Genomic DNA, 22,784 nt, shown 5'->3' with positions numbered 1-22,784 from the left:
AACGCCGGACCTATTAACTTCCCTTCGTCAAAACCAGCTAAAATCGAAAAGACACTTGTCCCGTGATTATGTTGTGAAGAAACATCTTGACCAGATTCATTTGCGGTTAAATTATCGTCAAAAACAAAATCATGTTCTGCGATAACATTTCTGTTTCTTAAAGAATTTACCTTTTCCCAGTCAAAGCCCGTGTCAAGAATTCCAATAATTACACCTTGTCCAGGTAAAACCTAAATCATGAACTTCAGGAATATCAGATAACTGATCTTGAGTTAACGAATATCCATAATCATATGTGTGTGGAACATTCGACTTATTAATCGATTTATTTTCTATATATTTATCTGAAATTGGTTTTGATGATATTAATTTTTTAACTTTTTCAACTTTTGAGACAAAAGATAATTTCCTAACAACTTCCAAATCATCATCATTTAGTAATGCGCTTACCGCGTTGAACCATTTCAGTTTTCTAATTATTTGAATATTTTTTTCTTTTAATCTATCTATGTATTCTTGAAATATAGGAATATCAGAATACGTGATATAATTTTCACCTAAGTTTTTCTTCCTTCTATCAATACTTTTTTGAGAAAGGATTTCATGTGCGGTTGATTCTTTATGCGTAATTTTTGAAAATGAATCGCCTTTATCCATAAAATATATAAAATATTTTTGCTGCCCATAATGCAGTGAAGAAGTGAAGATTACAAATAATAAAATTCTTTTAAAATTCATTACTTCCTTTAATGAACTATTTTTGCAATTCTATTAAATCTTGTAGATCCCAAAAGTTTGAAAATGTTACTAAATGGAATTTCCGGATTCCACGACCAATAAATCATTAAAGCCTCTCCGACAATTTTTTCTCTTGGTACAAAGCCCCAATATCTGCTGTCGGAACTATCGTCGCGATTATCGCCGATTGCAAAATAATAATCCTGAGGAATTTCATATTCTGTAACTAATTTTCCATCAATATAAATATTTCCGGTCATTACTTTTACAACTTCCCTCTTGTAATTTCTGTTTATAAGCGTTCTGTATGTTTCAATGTTTTCAGGAGTTAATTTAATTATATCGCCTTTTTTAGGAATAACTATAGGTCCGTACTGATCTTTATTCCATTTGCTGTCTTTAGGAAAAATATCGGGTCGGGTGTAACTCTTTGGTAAAATTTGAGGCATAAGATATTGAATATTTGCCGGTCTTGGCAATTCTTTTCCGTTAACATAAATAACTTTATTTTTAATTTGTAACGTATCTCCGGGTTCAGCAACACATCTTTTAACGTAACTTAAAACTTCGGTTGGAATAATAACATCTCTATCTCCAGGATATTCAAAAACAAAAATATCACCTTTTTTAGGTTCGGAAATTGGAGGTAATTGATAATATGGCAAAACAACATTTGTAAATGGAATATTTCTTGGAGTTGATGCTCCATATATGAATTTATTGACAAATAAAAAATCACCAACCATTATTGTTCTTTCCATAGAGCCGGTTGGGACACGAGATGTTTCAATAAAAAAAGTTTTTATAAGTAAAGCGGCAATTGCGGCATAAAATAAATTTTTCCAAAAATCCAAAAATTTCTGTAAAGGCGTTCTATTCAATTTTTTTAAGTGTTTTTCTTTGATTTTTCTTCGTTTAAACCTCATTTAAAAGTCCAATTTAATTTTTCTTGCATTTATAGTTCTATTTCAAAAAATGTTTCAATAAAATATTAATTTAATGGAATTTCAGCATTAATAACAAATAAAATCTTTTCAATAGAAAAAGCTACCGCTTGTTTTTTATTCATCAATTTGCAGAACGGCTAAAAATGCTTCTTGCGGAATTTCAACATTTCCGATTTGCTTCATCCTTTTTTTGCCTTCTTTCTGCTTTTCCAATAATTTACGTTTTCTTGTTATATCCCGACCGTAACATTTAGCCAAGACATTTTTTCTTAATGCTTTAATGCTCGTTCTGGAAATTATTTTATTACCGATTGCGGCTTGAACGGCAATTTCAAACATTTGACGTGGAATAAGGTCTTTTAGTTTTGAACAGACTTTTTTCCCCCAATCATATGCTTTTTCTTTATGTACAATTATTGACAATGCATCGACAGGATCGCCGTTTAACATTATATCCAACTTAACAAGATCAGAAACTCTATAACCAATGTACTCATAATCAAAAGAAGCATAACCTCTTGTTGTTGATTTTAGTTTATCGTAAAAATCAAAAATTATTTCGGATAAGGGAAATTCAAATTCAACATCCGCTCTTGTAGGATCAATGTAAGTCGTATTTTTATAAATTCCTCTCTTATCCATTGCGAGTTTCATAATATTGCCAAGATATTCACTGGGAACAACGATCTGAGATTTTACATAAGGCTCTTCTATTCTTTCAATTTCACCGACTACGGGAAGATCAGCAGGATTATCAACAGTTACTTTTTCACCATTCTTTTTATACGCATGATATTCAACGTTTGGCAAAGTTGTGACAATTGTTTGGTTGTATTCTCTTTCCAACCTTTCCTGAATAATTTCCATATGAAGCATTCCGAGAAATCCGCAACGAAAACCAAATCCTAAAGCGGCAGATGTTTCGGGAATAAAAGCCAAAGAAGCGTCATTCAGCTGAAGTTTTTCTATTGCATCGCGTAAATCTTCATATTCATCTGAATCAGAAGGATATAAACCTGAGAATACCATAGGTTTAATATTTTTATAACCCGCTAGCGGTTGTTCAGCACCGTTGCGCGCGTGCGTAATTGTATCACCAACCTTAGTATCATGGACATCTTTAATGCTTCCTATCACATATCCAACATCTCCGGTTGATAATTCATCCTTTTGATTTTTCTTAAACCAAGAATACCAATTTCTTCCGCTTGGACAACTGCATTACTTGCAAAAATCTAATCTGATCCTTTATTTTAAGAACACCGTTAACAATCCTGATATAGGCAATTGCTCCGCGATAAGAATCAAATACAGAATCGAAAATTAGCGCTTGTAAAGGTTTGTTGGGATCACCGCTCGGAGACGGAATTTTTGTTATTATCGCGTCTAGAATTTCGTTAAATCCTATTCTTGCTTTAGCGCTAGCCAAAATAATATCACTCTCATGGCAACCTATTAAGTCAATTATCTGCTGTTTAATTACGTCGACTCTTGCGCTCGGCAAATCAATTTTATTTATAACCGGAATTATTTCAAGCCCCGCATCAACAGCAAGATAAACATTACTTATTGTTTGCGCTTCAACACCTTGAGCGGCGTCAACAACTAATATAGCGCCTTCGCAGGCAGCAAGTGAACGTGAAACTTCATAAGTAAAATCCACATGTCCCGGAGTATCAATTAAATTAAGATTGTAAGTTTTTGAATCTGAATGTTTATAAATCATCTTAATAGCATGAGATTTAATAGTTATTCCCCTCTCACGTTCTAAGTCCATGTCATCTAATAATTGAGCTTTGGCTTCTCTCTGTGAAACTGTCCCTGTCACTTCAAGAAGCATATCGGCTAAAGTAGATTTACCGTGATCAATATGCGCAATTATGCAAAAATTTCTAATATTTTCCATTTTTCTTTCAAATTTAGCTTAGAAATATAGCTATTGAAAAGGCAATTTCCAATTTACATATTTTCGTTAAAAATGAGCTTTAGGTTAAATGAAAATTATTAAATCATGAATTTTGTTCTGAATCTGAAATTATAAAATATAATTTCTTTAATCCGAAAAATTAGAAGTAACTGCTTTTTGATTTATCAACGAAGATTAAAAGGATAAATAAAAGAAATTCTCGGTTCAATTTTTCTTTGGGGTTTGTATCGAATAAAATTGTTTTCAACATCTCTTACAGGTGCAAAAGTCCAATTATAAACCATAGAAACTAATACATACGCGTTAAGCTTATAACCTAATTCCGCAAAAAGAAAAGATCTGTTGTCTAATGCAAATAAATCACTTTCACTTTTTATATCAATTTTATCATAACCTCCTCTCGCGACAAAACTTGCATTCTGCGGCGCTATTTCTGTTCTTAAACTTAGTGCGCCATCTGAAGGATTTTCATCAAATCTCTGGTAACTTCCGAAAATGTAAAATGTGTTAAGTACCGAAAAAAGCAGTTCGCCGTAATAACTATTTCCAATGTCTATTCCATTTTTCAATAATTGAATTTTACTGTTTACCGTATTTGTCTTCGGGTCAATTTGGAATCTTTCCAATTCATAGAAATAATTAAAATAAGTAGGAATATAGTTTATGCCATTGAATCTGCGTTCAAATTTTGTTCTAATATCAACAATTCCAATTCCATAAAAGTCGAATAATATTCCGGCGCTTCTTCCATTACCGAATCCAAAAATTTCCGCATAATCAAAATAAATATCAGAATTAACCGCGCTTGTTCTAAGCAAAGGCAAACTAAAATCAAAGCCAATAATTTGTGTTGGACCTAAATCTTCTATTGTTTTATATTTATCTTTAACGGCATCAAAACTAACTTCAGTTACGCCTGCATTTTTGTTGAAATCATTGGAATATGTTGCCCCAATTTCAAAAGCTCCAATTACCGGAACAGTAGCTAATTCAGTTGTTAACAATGGCCTTGTAAAAAATCGCAATCCGATAATTCCCGATTCCGCAAAAGTACTGTAAACCGATTCAACTCCGTAAAGATCAAAGTCAATGTCTAATTCCATTCCAATTTTTCTAGAATCAAAGCTTGGTGTGTTATTATACAAGTACATTATACTGCCGTGTCCGATTGTGGCAAAATCCAAAGCGCCTAATCTTGCATAAAATGGATCCTTCTTTTGTCCGTATCTTACATAGCGAATTAAGCTTAGATAATCTGAAGTTTCATCAAAATTTTCACTTCTTATTTTACCGTTATAATCAAAATCTAAATTTAAGTCGAATCCAATTCCAAATTTTGCAAAAGATATTTCGGGGAAAAGATGAATTGAATAATATGGTTTTCCGTCAATCCAAGTATAGCCGGCAGCTCCGCCAATTAAAGCTTGGTTAGGGTTTGGACTAAAAATTTGTCCAGATGTAAATGTTGCTGAAATTATCCAAATTGATGCTAATAATTTATTTTTCATTCACCATAGCTAATTGAAAAAGAAATAAAATTCAATGATAAAAATTTAACTGATTTATTTTATATAAATTTTATCTTACAACCGCCAGTTTTTGAGTAACATCTTGTTTTTTACCGTCAACATCCATGATAACTTTGTATAAATAAACACCGTTGCCGATCATATCACCGTCGTTATCTTTACCATCCCAATAAATTTTATTAAGGTCGTAATTCAATTGATTACTTGAAAGCTCAAATTCTTTAATTAGTCTTCCGGCAACCGTAAAAACCTTAATATTAATTTCATCAGGAATTTGCGTAAGCTTAAATGTAAAATAAGTTTCACTGCCAAATGGATTTGGATAATTATATACTTCCAATAATTTTGGTTCGCTCATTACATTAAAATTTCTTGTAATGCCCGATGTTTGGTCGATATTTCCCGAAGCATCTCTGCCTAAAACCTTTAACGTATATTCTCCGTCCTCCAATATTGGATTATAATTTACCGTAACTTTAGGATTGGTTGATGAGTAATTTATTTTAAGAATTTCGGGGTTGGAAAAATAACTAATATATTTATTGTTTAAGAATACCGCAACCGCTGTTGTATCAGAAATTGGAACCAAAGACGGATCATTTAGTTCAATTTTTATTGAAGGTTCCTTCGCAATATATTCACCGTCAAAATTTGATTACCGTCAAAAGTTAAAGCCAATGATGGTTTTGTAGAATCACCTTTAACAAAAAACGAATAGTTGAAATAATTATTATCTTCATATAATTCGTCAATTTTATTTTCCGGATCAATTGAAATGGAAAAAGTCTTAGCGCCAATACTATTGGAAGTATTATAAGATAAATTAAATTTCATTCTTTTTCGGAATCAAGAGATTTAATAGTTTGCTCAAATATTTTCTCTCTGGAATTATCGGAATTTATAACTTCTACTATTACTTTAACACTATCAGCTTTTGATTCTCCCACATTATAAACATAAAACCGCAGATTTGCATTTTCTCCTTGATCAACAGAATCTTTTTCAACCGATACAACTTGATAATTGATAGCGAGCTCTGGGATGCCGGTGTAATCAACGCCGAATGAATTCAATATCGGTGAAGTGTTGTTATCGCCTGCGGTAAATTCGGTTAAAATTTTAATATTAGGATATTTCTTCGCATCAATGAAATTTAGCGATGCTTCATTATTAGTAAAATTTAACGTATTAAGGGTATCTTCCGTATTATCATTTGCTGAAATTAAAATTGGCTTAAAAGTAATTTTTGAATTATTAGCATGCGACTCATCAACAACAAGTTTTTTCCAATTTGAGGATGGCCCGATTACAGAAGTAATTAAATTACCTTTAGAATAAATTTTTATAAAAGATGTATCTACTTTTACAGGTCCCTCCGTCGGATTTGAAAATGCTTCTGGAACAGTTCCTGGGGCAGCTCCTTTAATTCCCAAAATAACCCATGAACTTCTAAATTGAAGACTATCAATAAATTTACTGCCAATACCATATAGTTTAGTACGAAGTTCGGCGTCGCTTATACGACCATCATCTGACACGCCAATTAATATAAAATAATTTTGAGAAAGTGTATCTAAAAATGTCTTATATTCAGATAATACAGCAGATCCACCTGAATAGGTATTAAAGTATTTATATTGAATAAATTTCAAACTACTTCTATCAAACAATGCAATATGATGACCGGTTTTGAAATTTTCCGGGACATAATTTGTATCATCCTTAAATATCAAAGCACTTCTTCCATCATAAAACCCTGCCGAAGAAACAGATATTTTTGTAGTTGTTGAATCAAGTTTAATATTTGTTTTCCATTCAACGTTAACTTTTTTTGAATTCAAATATGATAAACTATCAGCTAGAAGATAATTAAATTTTGAATTGATAAAAAATGTTTTAATAATTCCAAAATCTGTTTCATTTTCTAATTTTGTTCGGATAAAATATCTTTTATTAGTAATTAAGCTGTTTAGTTTTATCTTCGTATAAAATGTATCTAATAAAACTGAATTAGACTTAAATTTTGTAAAATTTTCATCGTTTGAAATATCATACTGTAATTTTTCTATTTGAGGTCTGGTGGATGGATTTAACACAATTAAATTTGAATCAACAGAATTTTCATAAGCGAAATTTAACAATGTTCTGGTCGATGAACTAGCCACATACATATCATAAATTACCTCATTATCGTTCTCATATATTTCATCAATTTTATTTTCATTATCGATATTAATCGTTAGTTGATGTTTACCAGGTTTATTTTTAACAGGAATACTAAAAAATAAGGAATCCTTATAGTTTGGTATTTTCCTTAATTCTTCCTTCTGAAAAATAATTCGATCTTCATACGTATCGGTAACAATTATTTTTACTGTATCAGGTTCAACTCTTCCAAAGTTGTAATAATCAACTAAACATTTAATACTATCTAATGCATCGTTTATTACTGAATTTTTAATAAATAAGTCTTTGGATGTAACCGCTAAATTACTTTTTTGAGGAATTGGAAGGCTGATTACTGGGTCGCCTATTAGAGTATTTGTTAATGAGAATAATTGATTTACTAAGGTAGAACCATTATTTTGAATTAATTCAACTTTACCTTGATTTAGTGCCTCGCTTATAATTAAGATGTTTTCTGAAAGAATTTTTTTATAAAATATCCTTGGAAAAGTAACGGCTGTGCTGGTAAATCCAAGTGAAGAATTTCCAATATACGCTATTCCTTGACTTTTTTCGGAGAGTACAAAAAGTTCTGAATATGAATTAATGTCTGATTCAGCAAACTTTCCGGTTGAACAACCATAATCCGTAACTAAAGGTGAACGATTTCTATTATTGTTTAATTGTTCTGGTTCAGTAATTGAATTATCCCACGTTCTTGTTCCACTATGTCCGATATATGAAATAAATACTGCACCTTCGTCAATTGTTTCCTGAACAAAACTTTGATCAAATGGACCAAAATTTGTAGTAGGATTCATTGTTTTATAAAAATGATGTATATTGCCGCCAATTGGTGCTGGATCTGCATATTCGCTAATTATAAAACGATTTGAACTACTCAGTAAATCGAGCTCAGATTGAGTATCGCCGCTACCGCCTGAAAAAACAGATAACTTTTATTCCAATCATCATATTTCTGTTCAACATAAGCTTTATGCCGCTGCAAATATCTATCTAATTCATTTACATCTTTTTACAGGCAATCTTCCAATATTCATTTGAGGAATATTAGCTCCTGTCGTATCCCAAACAACAAACCAATTATCGCTAACCGGAGCCCCGAACGAAGGAACATAATTATTTACTCTTGGTAATCCAAAGTTTTTTTCTTTATTGTGATAATAATCGTACGTTGCATCACCAATTAAATTAACATATTTAGGGTGTGGTGTACCCCAACTTATTTGTGTTGATTGCAAAAAATTTTTATAACTTCAGGATTAAAAAAGCCATAACTAAATTGATCGTAAATATCATCAACATCAATATGAATTGTATTTAGATTATAATTTTCTTTTATAAAAGTTAGATATTCTTTTGACTTTTCTAAAAATTTCTTATGTGTTATCGCAATATAATCTGCTTTATTTTCTCTACTCGTTAAATCGCTGAATTGTTTCTTATAATAAATTTTTGGAGTTTGTATTTTTGATAAGTCAGCAAAAATAAATTTATTATTTGATAAAACTGTATCACCAAAAATTATTTGATTACTTGTTTTATTTAATTTATACTTTTTAAATTCCTCGCCATATTTCCAAATTGAAAAATTACTTGAAGTTACATTTTGGATTTCAATATTTCTCAAAGCAGACGCATTAAGAAAAGGAAAAGAAAAAATTAACAAATTATCAATTGGTATTAAATATCTTGGATATTCAATTTCATACCAATCAAAAATGCAAGAATTTATAGTTGATTCAGTTGGCAGAGAATTAATTTTTAAAATATTGCCGCCGGAATTTAATAAATTTGAATTTAACTCTGTATTTAACACTACTTGCTCATATTTGTCAATAAATGTTGAATCACTCCAAATTCCACTTGAATTTAATGATAAGCTAACTAGATGCGCATTTTCTTTAATGTCGGCGGCATAGTCTTGAAATTTAACAAACATTTTAAAGGGTTTATTTGCGTAAACATCAGAAACAGAAAAATTTTTATTTTTTATACCTACACCAAAGTTGCCTTCGTGCCAGGTCTTATTTTCAGTCCAATATGGCATTTCTTTCTGAACAAGATCCGAATTTGAAAAATCAAACCAATTATTTGTTTCGTAATGATCTATATGAGTATAATATGATAAGGTATCCTCGGGATTTATATTTTGGTTACTAATTAAAACTCTTATACCATCTGTTCCATCCCAACTTAACCAGTAAATTGTTGTATCTGTATAACGACCTAAATATTCATTATAAGGATTGCCAATTGTACTAATCTCACGATGCTTACCCCCCATATTTCGAACACCAACAAATTCAATAAAATCATTTTCATCAAAAGATAAATCATTTTCACCTTCAACATAAATTGGGATCTGATTTCCCTTTAAAAATATTTTAAAAGACTTTGGATTTATTGCCGAAGTTGAAATCCCAAATGACTCAATATCACTTTTTTTTTATTCGGTAGATTCCATCTTCAAATGTACCTAATTTAAGATAAGATTTTGAATAATCGATCCAAGCAGATGACTCATTAGTATAATTTTTTTGATCTGAAATTATTAAACGAGCAAAATCTTTATTCAAAATGTATGGAGAAACAATTGATTCGGAAATTAACTTAGCTTTTTCAAGATTTTTACTAAAAGTTAATTTTATTTTAAATTTTTCAACTTTAATTATTGAGTTATTATTGCTTAAAGAATACGGGTTTATTTTCAAGTGTACGCAATAATTTTTATCAATCCAAAGATTACCCAAATTTTCTAAAAATTGTGGATAATCCTTCCGGGTTAAAACAGACTGTTTATATACAAGTTTATCCTTTTGCAGTTCAATGGTTGGATTTAATTCAGGTTTTCCATTAAGTTCCTTTTGTGCAATAATTTCATATTTTAAAATTGGGTTAGAATTTTGGGGGATTGCAATAAAAACATCATATTTGGGAAATATTATTTCACCTGGTTTTGATTCATCTAAAAAATTTCTAAAAACTAAATTTTTATTGTTTACTAATTCACTTTGAGAATAATCATTTGGAATCTCTATCTCATAAGCTAATACATTTGCTTGTTGATTTTCATCTTTTAAAATTACTTGTCCATTAATTTGTAAACCTGCAAATATTAGTAGTATTAAATAAAAACTTTTTTTCATATTATATACTAACTTTCAATTAAATTTGTAATAAATTAATTTTCAAAGTAATCCAATGTAAAAAATAAGAGAATTAGTGCAAAAATACCTATTAAATAATATTAAAATAAGTGTTTTGTCAATAGAAGAACTAATTTTTCATTTAGAAAAATATTTAAATACCGAAAGCTCTAATGAAATTATTACAACATTTAATTTAGATTTCCTTAGAATTTCAGAATATGATGAACAATTTAGAGAAATCTGTAAAAATTCAATTTTAAATTTACCTGATGGGATTGGAATTACTAGTTTACTAAAATTAAAATATAAAGTTCACGTTAAAAGAATTACGGGAAATGATATTTTTCCAATTATTTTGCGTTTGGCAAAAAAATTAAACTTAAAGGTTGCAATTGTTGGTGGTTCTGAATTGACATCAAAGAAAGTTAACGAGAAAATTATTAATGAAATAAATATTTCAAAAGATAATTTATTATGCCTGTCCCCTGAACAGAACTTTGAATTTAATAAAGAAAAAAATAACAAAGTGGTTACAATGGTTACCGAGTTTAAGCCAGATATTGTATTTGCGGCTTTAGGTTGCCCAAGACAAGAGAAATGGTTACATAAATATATATCCAATTTCGGCAGTAAATTAAATGTTGGGATTGGTGCAACTTTAGATTTTTATTCTGGTGAAAAAAAACGTAGTCCGGAAATTATACAGCGAATTGGCTTAGAATGGTTATGGAGGTTATTCCAAGAACCAAAGAGATTATTTAGTAGATATGTAATTAATGATATACCATTTTATTCTAAATATACCCTTGAAATAATATTACATAAAAAATAAATTGAGCGATAAATTACTATCAATAGTCCTTCCAGTGGATAATGGAGATAAGTTCCTCAAAGAGACAATTGCATCAATTATGCATCAATCTTTCTCAAATTTTTCTTTAATTATTATCGATGATGGTTCAACAGATAATACTGAAAAGGTTATAAAAACTTTTTGTGATGAACGAATACTATCTTATAAAATTGAGCATGGGGAATAATAACGTCATTCAATTACGGATTGAGCAAGGTTAATACAAAGTATGTTGCGAGAATTGATGCTGATGATATTTATTTTGTTAATAAATTTATGAAGCAAATTAACTTTCTCGAAAAAAATAATGAAGTAGTACTGATTGGAACAAATGCAAATTATATGTCAGAAAACGGGAAAATATCTAAAATAATGATTAATGTCCCATCAGATCATGAAACTATCTTAAATAATTTATTTAAGAAAAAAAGGGCAATCATCCAATCTACAATAGTCGCAAGAGCTGATATCTTAAAAAAAATTGGTGGATATAGAGAGAATGTTTATCCTGAAGATTATGATCTTTTTTTTCGAATAAGTGAAATTGGGAAAATTCATAATCTAGATGAATCACTTGCATCTATAAGAATTCATAAAAGTTTTTCACACTATAATCTAAATTTACTAATTAAAAATCATCAAAAATTAATTGAAAGCTACAATGTAAAAAACAATATTCAAAAAAATAAAGTTTCCTCTTTCGCGAGTATATATCTTAATAGAATAGGTTTATATTATTATCTAAACGGTAATAAAATAATGGCTCTTTTATTTTATTAATAAGTTTAATATTATCCACTATTAGCACTTTCAAATCAATTTATTACAAACTTCATAAATAAACTATTCAATTGCTTTTTCCCAATATTTTTTTTGATCCGATATATTTTTGTCAAAAATACTTTCAATAAAAAATATCATTCTCAACCAAATTTTATAATTATTAAATTTTACAACAAAATCTCTATTAAAAAATGTTAATATATATGCAATAAATACTTTTGGAGTAATTAGTAATTTCACCCCTAATGTTCTCCAATAAATTCTTGAGGTTTTTATATCTCCCCAAAAATATTCTCTAAAGCCTCTCATGATAATCTGTTCAGAATTGGAATTTATATTAAATTCTAAGGGTAAATTTTTATAATATTTTTCTTGAATTTGATAATGAATATTTCGTTCGGATTTAAATAAATTATTAGAATTAGATTCACTGTGAATTCGATAAAGGAGTAAAATTTCTTGAATATTATAGAATTTAAGTTTACTTTTTGCTCTCAACCAAAGTTCATAATCTTGTGCTACATGTAAATTGCCATCATTTTTATAACCGCCAAGTTGAAGAATTTTTTCTTTTTTATAAATTACTGCAGGATGGCATATACTAGAAAATAAAGCTAACTTCTGAACAATAGAATTATGGTATTGTGGAACTTTAATAATATATTCAACACTTTTATTAAAAATTGTATACCAAGATGAAACGACATCAAATTCTGAATTTTCAGAAATAAAATTATACTGAGTAAAAAAGCCTATTTGGTAATGAAATATCATCTGCATCCATTCTGGCAACCCAATCATAATTAGCTAGCTTTAGGCCATAATTTAAAGTATCAGCCAAACCAGTATGATCTTTTTTAATATATTTTATTCTAGTATCATGAAAAGAACTTACTATTTTTTCTGTATTGTCTATAGAACCGTCATCTACAATAATAAATTCAAAGTCTCTAAATGTTTGATTTAAAATACTTTTAATTGATTGGCTTAAGTACTTTTCACCATTATATACCGGCAATAAAACGCTTATCATAATTTTTTACTCTAAAAAAAAAGAATGGACCAGAAAGAATAGAGAAAATATAATTAAAAATTAATGAAGGTTCTTTTTGAATAAAAATAATCCCATAAAAATCCAGTAAATATGTTTTAATCAATCTTTTAATTTTTACTTCACTATATAAAAAACAAATTACAAATAAATTTCGCGGGAAATATTTTGATCTTAATTTTGTTTGGAAATTATATCTATAATGAAATTTTCCCTTACCAAAATAAACATGATTTTGTTCCGGATGCTTAACAACTGATTGAACAACCGTCACGACTGGGAATGAATTTGATTTAATTCTCAAATAATATTCATACTCATCTCCGTAAATGAAAAACAACTGATTCGGTAGCCCGATTTTTTTTATTATATTTTTATGTATTAATGTGCCATTAAAGAAATTAGCACTATAAATAATTTTTCATTGGCGATTTCATCATATGTTTTATACAATTTTTTATTTTTATAGTCATCTAAACCAAAATTAAGCTTTGTAATATTTTGTTTTGAAAGCACGACAGAATTTAGAACAGCATCTGTTTTATAATTTGATGTAATTAAATTTTCTAATGCATCTTTGTGTGTTAGACAATCATCATCCATCAACCAAATCCAATCAAAACCTTTAATATATGCCTCTTTCATTCCATTCTGAAAACCACCTGCGCCCCCAAGATTTTCTTGATGAATATTTGTTAAATCCTTTTGTTTATCCAACCATTCTGTGGTTCCATCTTTGCTATTGTTATTTACAACGATTATTTCATCTAATTTTCTTGTTTGATTTTTAAGCGCTTCAATGCATTCCTGCAGTAGCTTCAATCGGTTATATGTTACAACAACTGCACAAATCTTCTCATTCATTTAAAATTTTCACTCGTGTAAATTCTCAAACAATTCCCTACCACTTGATCCATATTATAATATTTATATTCGGCTAATCTTCCGCAAAACATTACATTTTCAACCTTATGTGTTTCATTTTTATATTTTCTGTATAACTCCGCGTTCTTAGTTGTGGGAACCGGATAGTAGGGTTCACCATCCTTCTCAGAATATTCTTTGCTTATTGTTGTAGTTGAATTTTTTTGTCCAGTTAAATATTTATATTCTGTTATTCTTGTAAAAATATGCGTTTCGTCAACATGATTAACAACAGCTGCTTCTTGATATTTTTCGGTATAAATGTTTTCCCATTCAAACCTAATTGAACGGTAAGGAAGTTTTCCATGTTTATAGTCGAAAAAATAATCGATTGGTCCAGTGTAAATCATTTTATCATACTTAATTTCATTTATTATTTTTTTATAATCCGTGCTTAAAATGAGCTTTATATTTTCATTTTTTAAAATTTGCTCAAACATTTTTGTATAGCCGTATTTAGGCATAAATTGATATTCATCATTAAAGTATCTATCGTCGTCATTTGTGCGAATTGGAATTCTGCCGCAAACAGAAGGAGATAATTCAGAAGGATCCAAATTCCACTGTTTTTTTGTATAGAATTTAAAGAATTTTTCGTAAAGGTCAATACCTACTTGATTAACAATTATATCTTCCGAATTCCTTATAGGAAATCTTTTTTGTTTAACAATGTTATAAAATTCTTGCACCTCCTCATTTAACGTAAAATTTTTATTATATAATTTATTTATCGTTGTTCTGTTTATTGGAATCGGATATAATTTACCGTTTAATTTGGCAAGAACTTTATGTTCATATTTTATCCAATCAGTAAATTGCGAAAGGTATTCAAAAACAGTTTTACTGTTTGTGTGGAAAATATGTGGTCCGTATTTATGTACTAATATTCCATGTTCATCTAATTCATCATAGGCGTTGCCGCCTATATGATCTCTTTTCTCAACAATAATGACTTTTTTATTTAATTGGCTGGCAATCCTTTCGGCAAATACGCTTCCGGCAAATCCGGAGCCAACAATTAGATAATCGCATTTCATAATTCAACTGAAGCTTTCTTAAAAATATGTATATTTTTTTTTCTTAAAAAAACTAACATGTTGAAAGTAACAACAAGTTCTGTTACTAAAACCGCAATTGAACTCCCTATCTCTAAATAATATGGCACTATAATAAATGAAAGTATAATATTTAAGACACCGGCAATAATTATTATCTTTGCAAATTCCTTCTTATAGCCAAGATTTACCATTGTTTGAATTCCGGCAACGTTGCTCACGAATATTATAAAAGGCAAAAATGAAAGTATTTTAAGAATAGTAACAGATTTTAAATATTCTGGACCTAAAACCAAAAGTACAATTTGTTCGGAAAAAATAAACAGTAGTATTGAAAGCAGTAAAATAAAACTGCCCATTGATTTAACATATTTTCTTACAAAACTAAATCCGGCTTTTCTGGATTTGCTAAACTCAGTAGAAAGATGAGGGAAAATTGTTCTGCCCGCTGTTGATGTCATGTTCTGAACTGCGTATCTAATTTTATCTGCAGCGGAAAAATAACCTACAATTGTATCATTTGTGAATAAGCCTAGAATGAAAATGTTTGAGATTGTGTACAGACTAACTGAAACATTTGAGAGAAAATAATGCCAGCTGTCTTCAAGCTGAAATTTTATTTGCTCAATAGAAGGAATAAATAATTTCAGTTTGAACCTAATCTTAGAAACCCATAATCCAATTACGCCGGTAATAATGGAACTTAATGAATTTAACCAAACAAGAATTATTATATCGTCTTTTGATTTAACAAAAGAAATATTGATACGACCCACAAAATTTTCACAATTATGCTTATCCAACTTATATACCCCATTTCTTCAATGCCTTGGAAAAACCAAATGGGAAATATTGCGGTTACAAATACTGCAAAAAATGAAACAATGTAAATCATTGCATTATCGTTGAATTTGGAAAAGAATAATACCACAGGAATTAGTATAAGTATACTTATTAACAACAATAATAATTTTACTCCTAGAACTGAGTAAAATATCTCTTCAATTTTTTTTTGATTGTTTCTATTTAATGAAATATCTTTTGTTGCGGATAGATTAAAACCATAATCAGTGAGAACGGTAAAATATCCAATAAAAGCGTTAGCAAATGATACAAGTCCATAACCATCAGGACCTAAAACTCTAACTAAATAAGGAAATGTAACTATTGGGAAAATATATTGTGAAATTTGCAGAGCTGTTAATGAAGAAAAATTTCTAAGTAAAGTTTTATTTTTTTGAATAAATATTTTTACAAAATTTTTAATATTCATTTACTTTTTTACAAGCCATTCTTGTGGATTCTGATAATTTCTTTCATTCCAAATTTCAAAATGAAGAATATTTCCTTCCAGGCTCTCATTTACTTTGCCAATTAAATCTCCGGCTTTTACTTTGTTTCCTTCTAAAACTGAAATATCCGATAAATGACCATAAACAGTTCTGTAATTATCTCTATGTGTTAAAATTAATACGCTTCCATAACCTGGAATCCATTCAATTGCGCTTACAATTCCTTCGGCTACGGCAAATACATCTTGATCCACTTTTGCAATAATATCTATTCCGTAATTTAGTGTTACTGTTTTTGTTTTATCATTTTTATTTTCACCAAATGATCTGCCGACCTTGGGTGCGGATATTGGCCAACTTAAAACTCCCTTTAACTGAGTAAAATTTTCAAAACTGCTGTAATTAAAATCATAATTATAGTCTTTAATTTCGCCTTTCAACTTTGCAGTTCTTAATTGTCTTTCTTTTTCTCTTTCCTTTTCAATTAAATCCGCTATCATTTTTTTTATGGTGATTTCAATCTTTCTTTTCTGGTCAATTTCCGTATTTACATTATTCTTATCTTTTTTCAGGGATGCAAGAACAACTTTCTTTTCGTTTCTCTTTTTATTAAGTAGATCCTTCTCGTTTGATTTCTGATTCTTTAGTTTTATTTTTTCATTAAGTTCTACTTCTATTTGGTTTTTCGATTCATTGAGTTTTTGCTGATTTTCAATTAATTCAGCAATATTTTTTTCGCTGGCATTGTGTATATAATTCAAATACTTATACCTGATCAGCATTTGATTAAATGATTCGGCATTAAAAACATATTTTAAAACCGAATTATTGCCCTGTTTATAAACCCAAACCAAATATTTGCTGTATTCACTTTGCAATGATTTTATTCTTGATTTATGTATTGATATTTGTGAATTCAAATTTAAAATGTTTTGTTCGTTTTGCTTTTCTTCTTTTTCAATTTTCTTTATGCTTTTATTCAGGAGTAAATTCTGCTGATCTAATTTTTTAAGAATAGAAACGTTATTTTTTTCTTTCTTTGATAATTCGGAAAGTTCTCCTTCCAGATTTTGAATTTGCTGCTGAATAACTTTTAACTCACTGCTTTTATCATCTAATTTATTTTTATTCTGACCAAAAACAATTATTGATAAAAATAACAATATTATAATGTTTTTATTTATTACCATATTTTTACAACAACATCTTTTGGGATTTCTAATTTTAGATTTTGCAAATTTTCATTTACTGAAATTTTTCTGTAATCAATTGTAATTTTTTGATTGTTAAGTTTATTATTTATTACAACTGTTGAAGGAACAGCCACATTATCAAACATTTCAAAATCGGAATATACGCCGTCTAACAATAATGTTTTTTCATTTTTGTAAAGCTCATATTTATTAATCGCCAAATTTCCAATCTGAATTTCATATAAGCTTTGTTTGTTGTTCAAGGTATCCAAATATGTAAGATGATATTCTTTATCAGTTAGTTTGTAAATATCGGGTTCAATTCTAAGTTTATCCGTTAAATTTACGGCGCCGGCAAAAGCATCAACCAATTCACCAAACGACATATCAATATGAAATATTTTATTAAGAATATCACTATTATTTCTACCTTTGTAAAGGATATTTTTCATTTCATCATAGAATTCAAATTCAGATGAAGTAATTAATGCTTGAGCTAAATCAATACCGAACGGACCGTAAATAACAAATTTTAATGAATCGGGTTTTTTCAAAAACACTTCGAAAGTTGCTTTGGCGTCTATTTTTTCCGATTCAACATTGAAAATTCCAGATCCTTCAAATGTTTTGATTTTTCTTCTGTTTGCTTCCAACTTTTTTATTAGTCTGTCGGCAGTTAAAATTTCTTCTTCGTAATCCGGTTTGCTCGGAACGCAGCTTATTACCGAAACTATAAGTAATAAGTAAAGAAAAATGTTTTTATATTTTGTCACTCCAATCCTTTTAAAATTTTTTGTCCAATATTTTCTAATTTAGGATCTAACTTTAATGCGCCTTCCCAAAGTGTTTTGGCTTTTTCTTTATTTTCTAATTTATAATATACATCACCAAGATGATCAAGTAAAGTAGCATTTTTATCATCAAACTCAATAGCTTTTTCTATATATTTTTTTGCTTCCTGGTAATTATTCATTTTGAAATACACCCACCCGATTGTATCTAAATAAGATGAGTTTTCAGGTTCGGTTTCCACCGCTTTTTTTACCATTTTTAAGGCTTTGTCTAATTTAATTCCTCTTTCTGCCAATGAATAAGCGAAATTATTAAGAGTCAAAATATCAGTTGAATCTATTGATACTGCTTTGTCGTATATGCTGTCACTAATGTTGAACATATCTTTATTTTCATATATCATTCCCATTAAGCTAAGTGCCTGAACATTTTTGGAATCAATTCTAAGCGCACGTTCAAGAAATTTAAGAGCTTCATCACTTTGTTTTACTTGATGAAGTGAAAAGCTTAACGACATTGTAGAATTTAGATCATTCGGATTTACTTCAACCGCTTTTCTCAAGTAAGGAATAGCACCTTCATGATCTGAATTTTGAGCGAGTGAAAGTCCAAGAATAAAATTCAACACAAAATCATTCGGAAATTTTTTTACGGCACTTTCCATTTCTATTGCGGCTGTTGTGTAATCACGATTCTCAAATAAAATTTGACCAAATCTGATTCTTAAGTCACTGTTTAACGGAGCAAGTTCAATTGCTTTTTTAAAATAATTTACTGTGGCTGAATCATTTTTTAATTTATTTGATATTTCGCCCATAAAGGCATTAAGCTGCCAATCGGCCGTATCTTTATCAATTTGTTGAATAACATTTAACGCAATAGGTAATAATGTAGAATCCTTCAAGCTTTCAGCATAAAATGCGCCGCCGATTCTCATTTTTATTTCAAATGGAACATTTTGTTTACTAAGGATTTTTTTATATTCTTCGGCACCTTTTTCCCATTGCTTCATTTTTACATAAGCATTTCCTTTGAGTTCAACAAGACTAATATCATCAGGAAAAATTTCCAAAGAGTTATTCACGGCATTAATTGCTTTATCATATTTTTCATTTTGGATATAGGACTGAATTAACATTTTTTGCAATTCCAAACTAGATGGATTTAACTCTAAAAGCTCCTCTGCCGTTTTAACTGTTTCATCAGTCTGACCTAATCTTTCATTTAAGTCGGCAATTTTGATAAGTATGTTCCATTCAGGACCGGTAAGTTCCAGAATATCTTTATAAAGTTCTAAAGATTTTAGAGGCTGATCAGCTTCATAAGTTTGTGCCAAATTGAATTTTGCATTTACATCCGTTGGATCAATTGAAATTATTTTTTCAAAAACAACTTTTGCAGAATCTGTATTTCTTGTGAAAGTATATATTGTTCCAAGAAGTGTTAAATATTCGACATTTTGAGGTTCCAAATCAACGGATTTTCTCGAATTTTTAAGAGCTTGGGGTACTTTACTCAATCGAAGGTAATCTTTACCCAATGCATAATAAATTCCGGCGCTAGGATCAATATTTAGCGCTTCTTGGTAATCAAGAATTGCTTCCGCATATTTACCGTCAAGATCCAACATGGAAGCATCGATAAACATTTGTTGTGCGGCATCTTTATCTGCATTTGTTAATGTTTTTAATGTTTCCTTAGAATCAATGTTTTTGTTTTCAATTTGAGAAGAACAAGAAACAATAAAAATCAAAAGTATAACGCTAATATATTTTACCAAATACTAAACCTTTTTTCTAAAAATTAATGTATGTAAAGTTATTAAATGAATAGTAAATTTGCTTAATAAAACATGTCGTCTTCTATAGTATTTAAAATATTTAAGTAACTTTGATAACGTTCTATCGAAATACTTCCTTTTTCAACAGCTTCTATAACTGCACATCCAGGTTCATGATCATGAATGCAAGTGCTGAATTTACATTTATTAAGTTCAGCTTTAAATTCACTAAAGTAATGTGCTAAATCCGCTTTTGTAATTCCATAAGGATCAATTTCTCTAATACCCGGTGTATCTACAATATAGGTATTTTCAGAAACTTTCTGAATTTCACCTGTTACAGTGGTATGTTGACCTTTTTTAGAATAATTACTAATCTCACCTACTTTAAAATTCAAAGCGGAAAACATTGAATTCAGCAATGAAGATTTTCCTACTCCGGATTGACCCCAAAAAAGATTTACGTTTCCTTCCAAATCATTTTTTAATTCTGGAATTGATTCACCGCTTTTTGCGCTTACTCTGAAAACATTATACCCCAATGTTTTATAAAATTGTTCCCAAAGAATCGAGTTATTATAATCATCATCCAAATCAATTTTATTTATAACAATTGCAATATCCAAATTCGAACTTTCAGCGGCTACAATTACCCTATCTATAAAACGGTTATTGAATGCTGGCAGTTTTATGCTGGAAACAATGTATAATTTATCAATATTCGATGCAATAATTTGTTCTAACCTTTTGCCTCTTTTTAATCCGCCTCTCAGCTTTCCGGCTTTCCTGGATAGATAATTATTTCTATCATAAATAAATTCAATTACACCGATTTCCGTCGAAATTTTAGTAATTTCCACCCAATCTCCCAACGAGGCAAAGTCTAAAGTTAAAAGTTTATCTTTCTTAAGATTAAATTCTTTTTTAAACTTCCCTCTCAGCGAACATCGTAAAATTTCTTCTTCAGATATTTTTACGTAATAATCTTTACTCTCAATTTTTACAATTCTGCCTTTAATATAAAATCCTATAAATAATAAAAAAAAACACCTTATAATTAAGGTGCTTTTAAGTATAATTCCAAATGATTTTATTATTACATAAAGATGTAGTTTATTGTAATACCAAATTTATCGAGCTTAATATCTTGATTTATTCTTGATATATCAGATCCATAATTATCACCGAAATTATTCCACCATCCGTGTAAATATCCAAAATCAATTATTAAATTTTTTGAAAGCGGCAATCCTAAACCTACAGTGAAGTATTTTTTATCAAATTCACTTCCATCTCCAATATAAGGCGAAGGATTATATATAAACCCGCCTCTAAATTTCATTGATGGATATGGTAATGTTATTTCAGCGCCGAAATTATAATTTACTACGCTTTGCATATTATCTTTTATTTCTGCATTCTTAGAATCAAGATCAATTCTTTTAAATCCGCCGGTAAATTCTAATTGTGAATAATCGATAAATTTCAAACCTGCATTTAAATTGACAAACGGCAAAGAAGCTGAAATTCCGGTACTTAATTCCATTGGTGTAGAAATTTTGTAATCAAAATTATTTGCAGGAAAATCAATATAATAACTGGCTTCAGCAAATTCGGATTCCCCGTAAATTGAATATCTTTCTGTAATTGTATAACTAGTAGGAAATTTAACCGCGGCACCAATGTTGAACATTTCGTTTATTTTATAAAGCAAACCTAATCTAAAGTCGAGTCCGCTTATGTCCCAATTAATAAAATCATTCATATAAAATGATCTAAAATCAAAGGTACTGCTGTCTTGGGGATCCAAATACCCGGAATATACGTTATTTATATCTTCTTCGTAATAGGATCTATTTCTTTTATATTCGCCAGATAAAATATTTATTGTTCCACCGAAGTATACATTTTTTGCAATTTCAAAAGCGCCTGACATAATCCAACTGTTCAAACTGCCTTCTTCATCAATTGTTCCGCGCTGGTTCAATTTTCCATTTATATTTGTAGCGTCTCCGTCGTATTCTCCATTTGAATTATATGTTGGGTAACTTAAATAAAGTTCATACGCCAAATCGTCATTAACACTTGTCAAATCTTGTATCATTGAATTATTATTCGGATTGTATCCATCAAATTTTGTAAACCCATTGTAATCATGTGACTGGTTATAACCGAAGGCAATAACTGCGCTTCCTTTTCTTGTAGGCAAAGGAATTACCAAACCAAATTGATTAGTGTTATTATTATTTTTTTCAGCGGAAGTAGTTGAATTAAATATTGTCCCATTATTATTAAATGAATTCGTATTTATTCCAAAATTCAGAAGACTTTTTCTTATTGTTGCCAATCCAGCCGGATTTATGATTGTGCTGCTGAAATTTCCCATAGACGCAATTGAGCTGTTCCCAAAGGCAAGATTTCTAGCATCGAAATCTATTGATTGTTCGCCAAGTCTATATGCGTCGTTTAAATTTTGAGCAATTAAATGAGTAGAAACATATATTAGCAAAATTGCCGTAAAAATTACCCTTGATTTCATTAAAGTTATCTCCATTAAATTCAATAGTTCAAATCAATTCAA

General features: G+C 29.4%; 23 protein-coding genes and 1 pseudogene. 3 read left to right on the top strand and 21 right to left on the bottom strand.

Going from position 1 to position 22,784, the window contains the following annotated elements:
* Positions 1-192 precede the first annotated feature (192 nt).
* From IPK06_17120 to IPK06_17075, 10 genes and pseudogenes are all read right to left on the bottom strand, one after another.
* Positions 193-738, bottom strand: coding sequence for a hypothetical protein (locus tag IPK06_17120; GenBank protein MBK7981691.1), 546 nt, complete (start codon positions 736-738; stop codon positions 193-195).
* Between the two features lie 8 nt (positions 739-746).
* Entirely contained in the window at positions 747-1,664 is a 918-nt protein-coding gene (lepB, locus tag IPK06_17115; GenBank protein MBK7981690.1) for a signal peptidase I, read from the bottom strand.
* 135 nt (positions 1,665-1,799) lie between these two features.
* Positions 1,800-3,591 (bottom strand): annotated as a pseudogene (gene lepA, locus IPK06_17110) (elongation factor 4).
* Positions 3,592-3,776: 185 nt separating this feature from the next.
* Positions 3,777-5,120 carry a hypothetical protein gene (locus IPK06_17105; GenBank protein ID MBK7981689.1) on the bottom strand — a complete coding sequence of 448 codons (1,344 nt, stop codon included), beginning with the start codon at positions 5,118-5,120 and terminating at the stop codon, positions 3,777-3,779.
* A gap of 70 nt (positions 5,121-5,190) precedes the next feature.
* Positions 5,191-5,730, bottom strand: a complete 540-nt coding sequence (locus IPK06_17100; protein MBK7981688.1) for a T9SS type A sorting domain-containing protein — start codon at positions 5,728-5,730, stop codon at positions 5,191-5,193.
* A gap of 23 nt (positions 5,731-5,753) precedes the next feature.
* Positions 5,754-5,975: a hypothetical protein gene (locus tag IPK06_17095; GenBank protein MBK7981687.1), complete on the bottom strand. Its 222-nt coding sequence runs from the start codon at positions 5,973-5,975 to the stop codon at positions 5,754-5,756.
* Entirely contained in the window at positions 5,972-8,128 is a 2,157-nt protein-coding gene (locus IPK06_17090; GenBank protein ID MBK7981686.1) for a hypothetical protein, read from the bottom strand. The genes IPK06_17095 and IPK06_17090 overlap by 4 nt, the downstream gene beginning before the upstream one ends.
* 201 nt (positions 8,129-8,329) lie before the next feature.
* Entirely contained in the window at positions 8,330-8,569 is a 240-nt protein-coding gene (locus tag IPK06_17085) for a hypothetical protein (GenBank protein ID MBK7981685.1), read from the bottom strand.
* Positions 8,551-9,615 (bottom strand): hypothetical protein, encoded by a 1,065-nt coding sequence (locus tag IPK06_17080; protein MBK7981684.1) that lies wholly within the window; start codon positions 9,613-9,615, stop codon positions 8,551-8,553. The genes IPK06_17085 and IPK06_17080 overlap by 19 nt, the downstream gene beginning before the upstream one ends.
* 151 nt (positions 9,616-9,766) lie before the next feature.
* A complete protein-coding gene (locus IPK06_17075; GenBank protein MBK7981683.1) occupies positions 9,767-10,477 on the bottom strand; it encodes a hypothetical protein in 711 nt (236 codons plus the stop codon).
* A gap of 76 nt (positions 10,478-10,553) precedes the next feature.
* Between IPK06_17075 and IPK06_17070 the strand changes: the two genes are divergently transcribed.
* The 3 genes from IPK06_17070 to IPK06_17060 are packed head-to-tail and all read left to right on the top strand — an operon-like array spanning position 10,554 to position 12,113.
* Complete coding sequence (locus IPK06_17070) at positions 10,554-11,312, top strand: WecB/TagA/CpsF family glycosyltransferase (protein MBK7981682.1); 759 nt, start codon at positions 10,554-10,556, stop codon at positions 11,310-11,312.
* Between the two features lies 1 nt (position 11,313).
* The gene (locus tag IPK06_17065) at positions 11,314-11,520 is read left to right on the top strand and encodes a glycosyltransferase (GenBank protein ID MBK7981681.1); all 207 of its coding nucleotides are present in this window, start codon (positions 11,314-11,316) and stop codon (positions 11,518-11,520) included.
* Between the two features lie 20 nt (positions 11,521-11,540).
* Positions 11,541-12,113: a glycosyltransferase gene (locus IPK06_17060; GenBank protein MBK7981680.1), complete on the top strand. Its 573-nt coding sequence runs from the start codon at positions 11,541-11,543 to the stop codon at positions 12,111-12,113.
* Positions 12,114-12,176: 63 nt separating this feature from the next.
* Here the strand turns inward: IPK06_17060 and IPK06_17055 are convergent, their stop codons facing one another.
* The 11 genes from IPK06_17055 to IPK06_17005 form a co-directional block, all read right to left on the bottom strand.
* Positions 12,177-12,896, bottom strand: a complete 720-nt coding sequence (locus IPK06_17055) for a hypothetical protein (GenBank protein MBK7981679.1) — start codon at positions 12,894-12,896, stop codon at positions 12,177-12,179.
* Positions 12,850-13,149: a glycosyltransferase family 2 protein gene (locus IPK06_17050; protein ID MBK7981678.1), complete on the bottom strand. Its 300-nt coding sequence runs from the start codon at positions 13,147-13,149 to the stop codon at positions 12,850-12,852. The genes IPK06_17055 and IPK06_17050 overlap by 47 nt, the downstream gene beginning before the upstream one ends.
* A gap of 399 nt (positions 13,150-13,548) precedes the next feature.
* Entirely contained in the window at positions 13,549-14,031 is a 483-nt protein-coding gene (locus IPK06_17045; GenBank protein MBK7981677.1) for a glycosyltransferase, read from the bottom strand.
* Positions 14,028-15,128, bottom strand: a complete 1,101-nt coding sequence (gene glf / locus IPK06_17040; GenBank protein ID MBK7981676.1) for a UDP-galactopyranose mutase — start codon at positions 15,126-15,128, stop codon at positions 14,028-14,030. The genes IPK06_17045 and glf overlap by 4 nt, the downstream gene beginning before the upstream one ends.
* Complete coding sequence (locus IPK06_17035) at positions 15,125-15,922, bottom strand: oligosaccharide flippase family protein (GenBank protein MBK7981675.1); 798 nt, start codon at positions 15,920-15,922, stop codon at positions 15,125-15,127. The genes glf and IPK06_17035 overlap by 4 nt, the downstream gene beginning before the upstream one ends.
* Positions 15,877-16,419: an oligosaccharide flippase family protein gene (locus IPK06_17030; GenBank protein ID MBK7981674.1), complete on the bottom strand. Its 543-nt coding sequence runs from the start codon at positions 16,417-16,419 to the stop codon at positions 15,877-15,879. Before IPK06_17030 ends, IPK06_17035 begins: the two co-directional genes overlap by 46 nt.
* A complete protein-coding gene (locus IPK06_17025) occupies positions 16,420-17,628 on the bottom strand; it encodes a peptidoglycan DD-metalloendopeptidase family protein (GenBank protein MBK7981673.1) in 1,209 nt (402 codons plus the stop codon).
* Positions 17,622-18,404, bottom strand: coding sequence for a DUF4292 domain-containing protein (locus IPK06_17020; protein ID MBK7981672.1), 783 nt, complete (start codon positions 18,402-18,404; stop codon positions 17,622-17,624). Before IPK06_17020 ends, IPK06_17025 begins: the two co-directional genes overlap by 7 nt.
* A complete protein-coding gene (locus tag IPK06_17015) occupies positions 18,401-20,203 on the bottom strand; it encodes a tetratricopeptide repeat protein (GenBank protein MBK7981671.1) in 1,803 nt (600 codons plus the stop codon). The genes IPK06_17020 and IPK06_17015 overlap by 4 nt, the downstream gene beginning before the upstream one ends.
* A 62-nt stretch (positions 20,204-20,265) precedes the next feature.
* Entirely contained in the window at positions 20,266-21,210 is a 945-nt protein-coding gene (gene rsgA / locus IPK06_17010; protein MBK7981670.1) for a ribosome small subunit-dependent GTPase A, read from the bottom strand.
* 89 nt (positions 21,211-21,299) lie between these two features.
* Positions 21,300-22,742 carry an outer membrane protein transport protein gene (locus IPK06_17005; protein MBK7981669.1) on the bottom strand — a complete coding sequence of 481 codons (1,443 nt, stop codon included), beginning with the start codon at positions 22,740-22,742 and terminating at the stop codon, positions 21,300-21,302.
* Between the last annotated feature and the right edge of the window lie 42 nt (positions 22,743-22,784).

Source organism: Ignavibacteriota bacterium (genome assembly GCA_016713565.1).
GTDB lineage: Bacteria > Bacteroidota > Ignavibacteria > Ignavibacteriales > Melioribacteraceae.
Note: the sequence above shows the minus strand (reverse complement) of the source record. Positions and strands in the feature narration are given on the sequence as shown.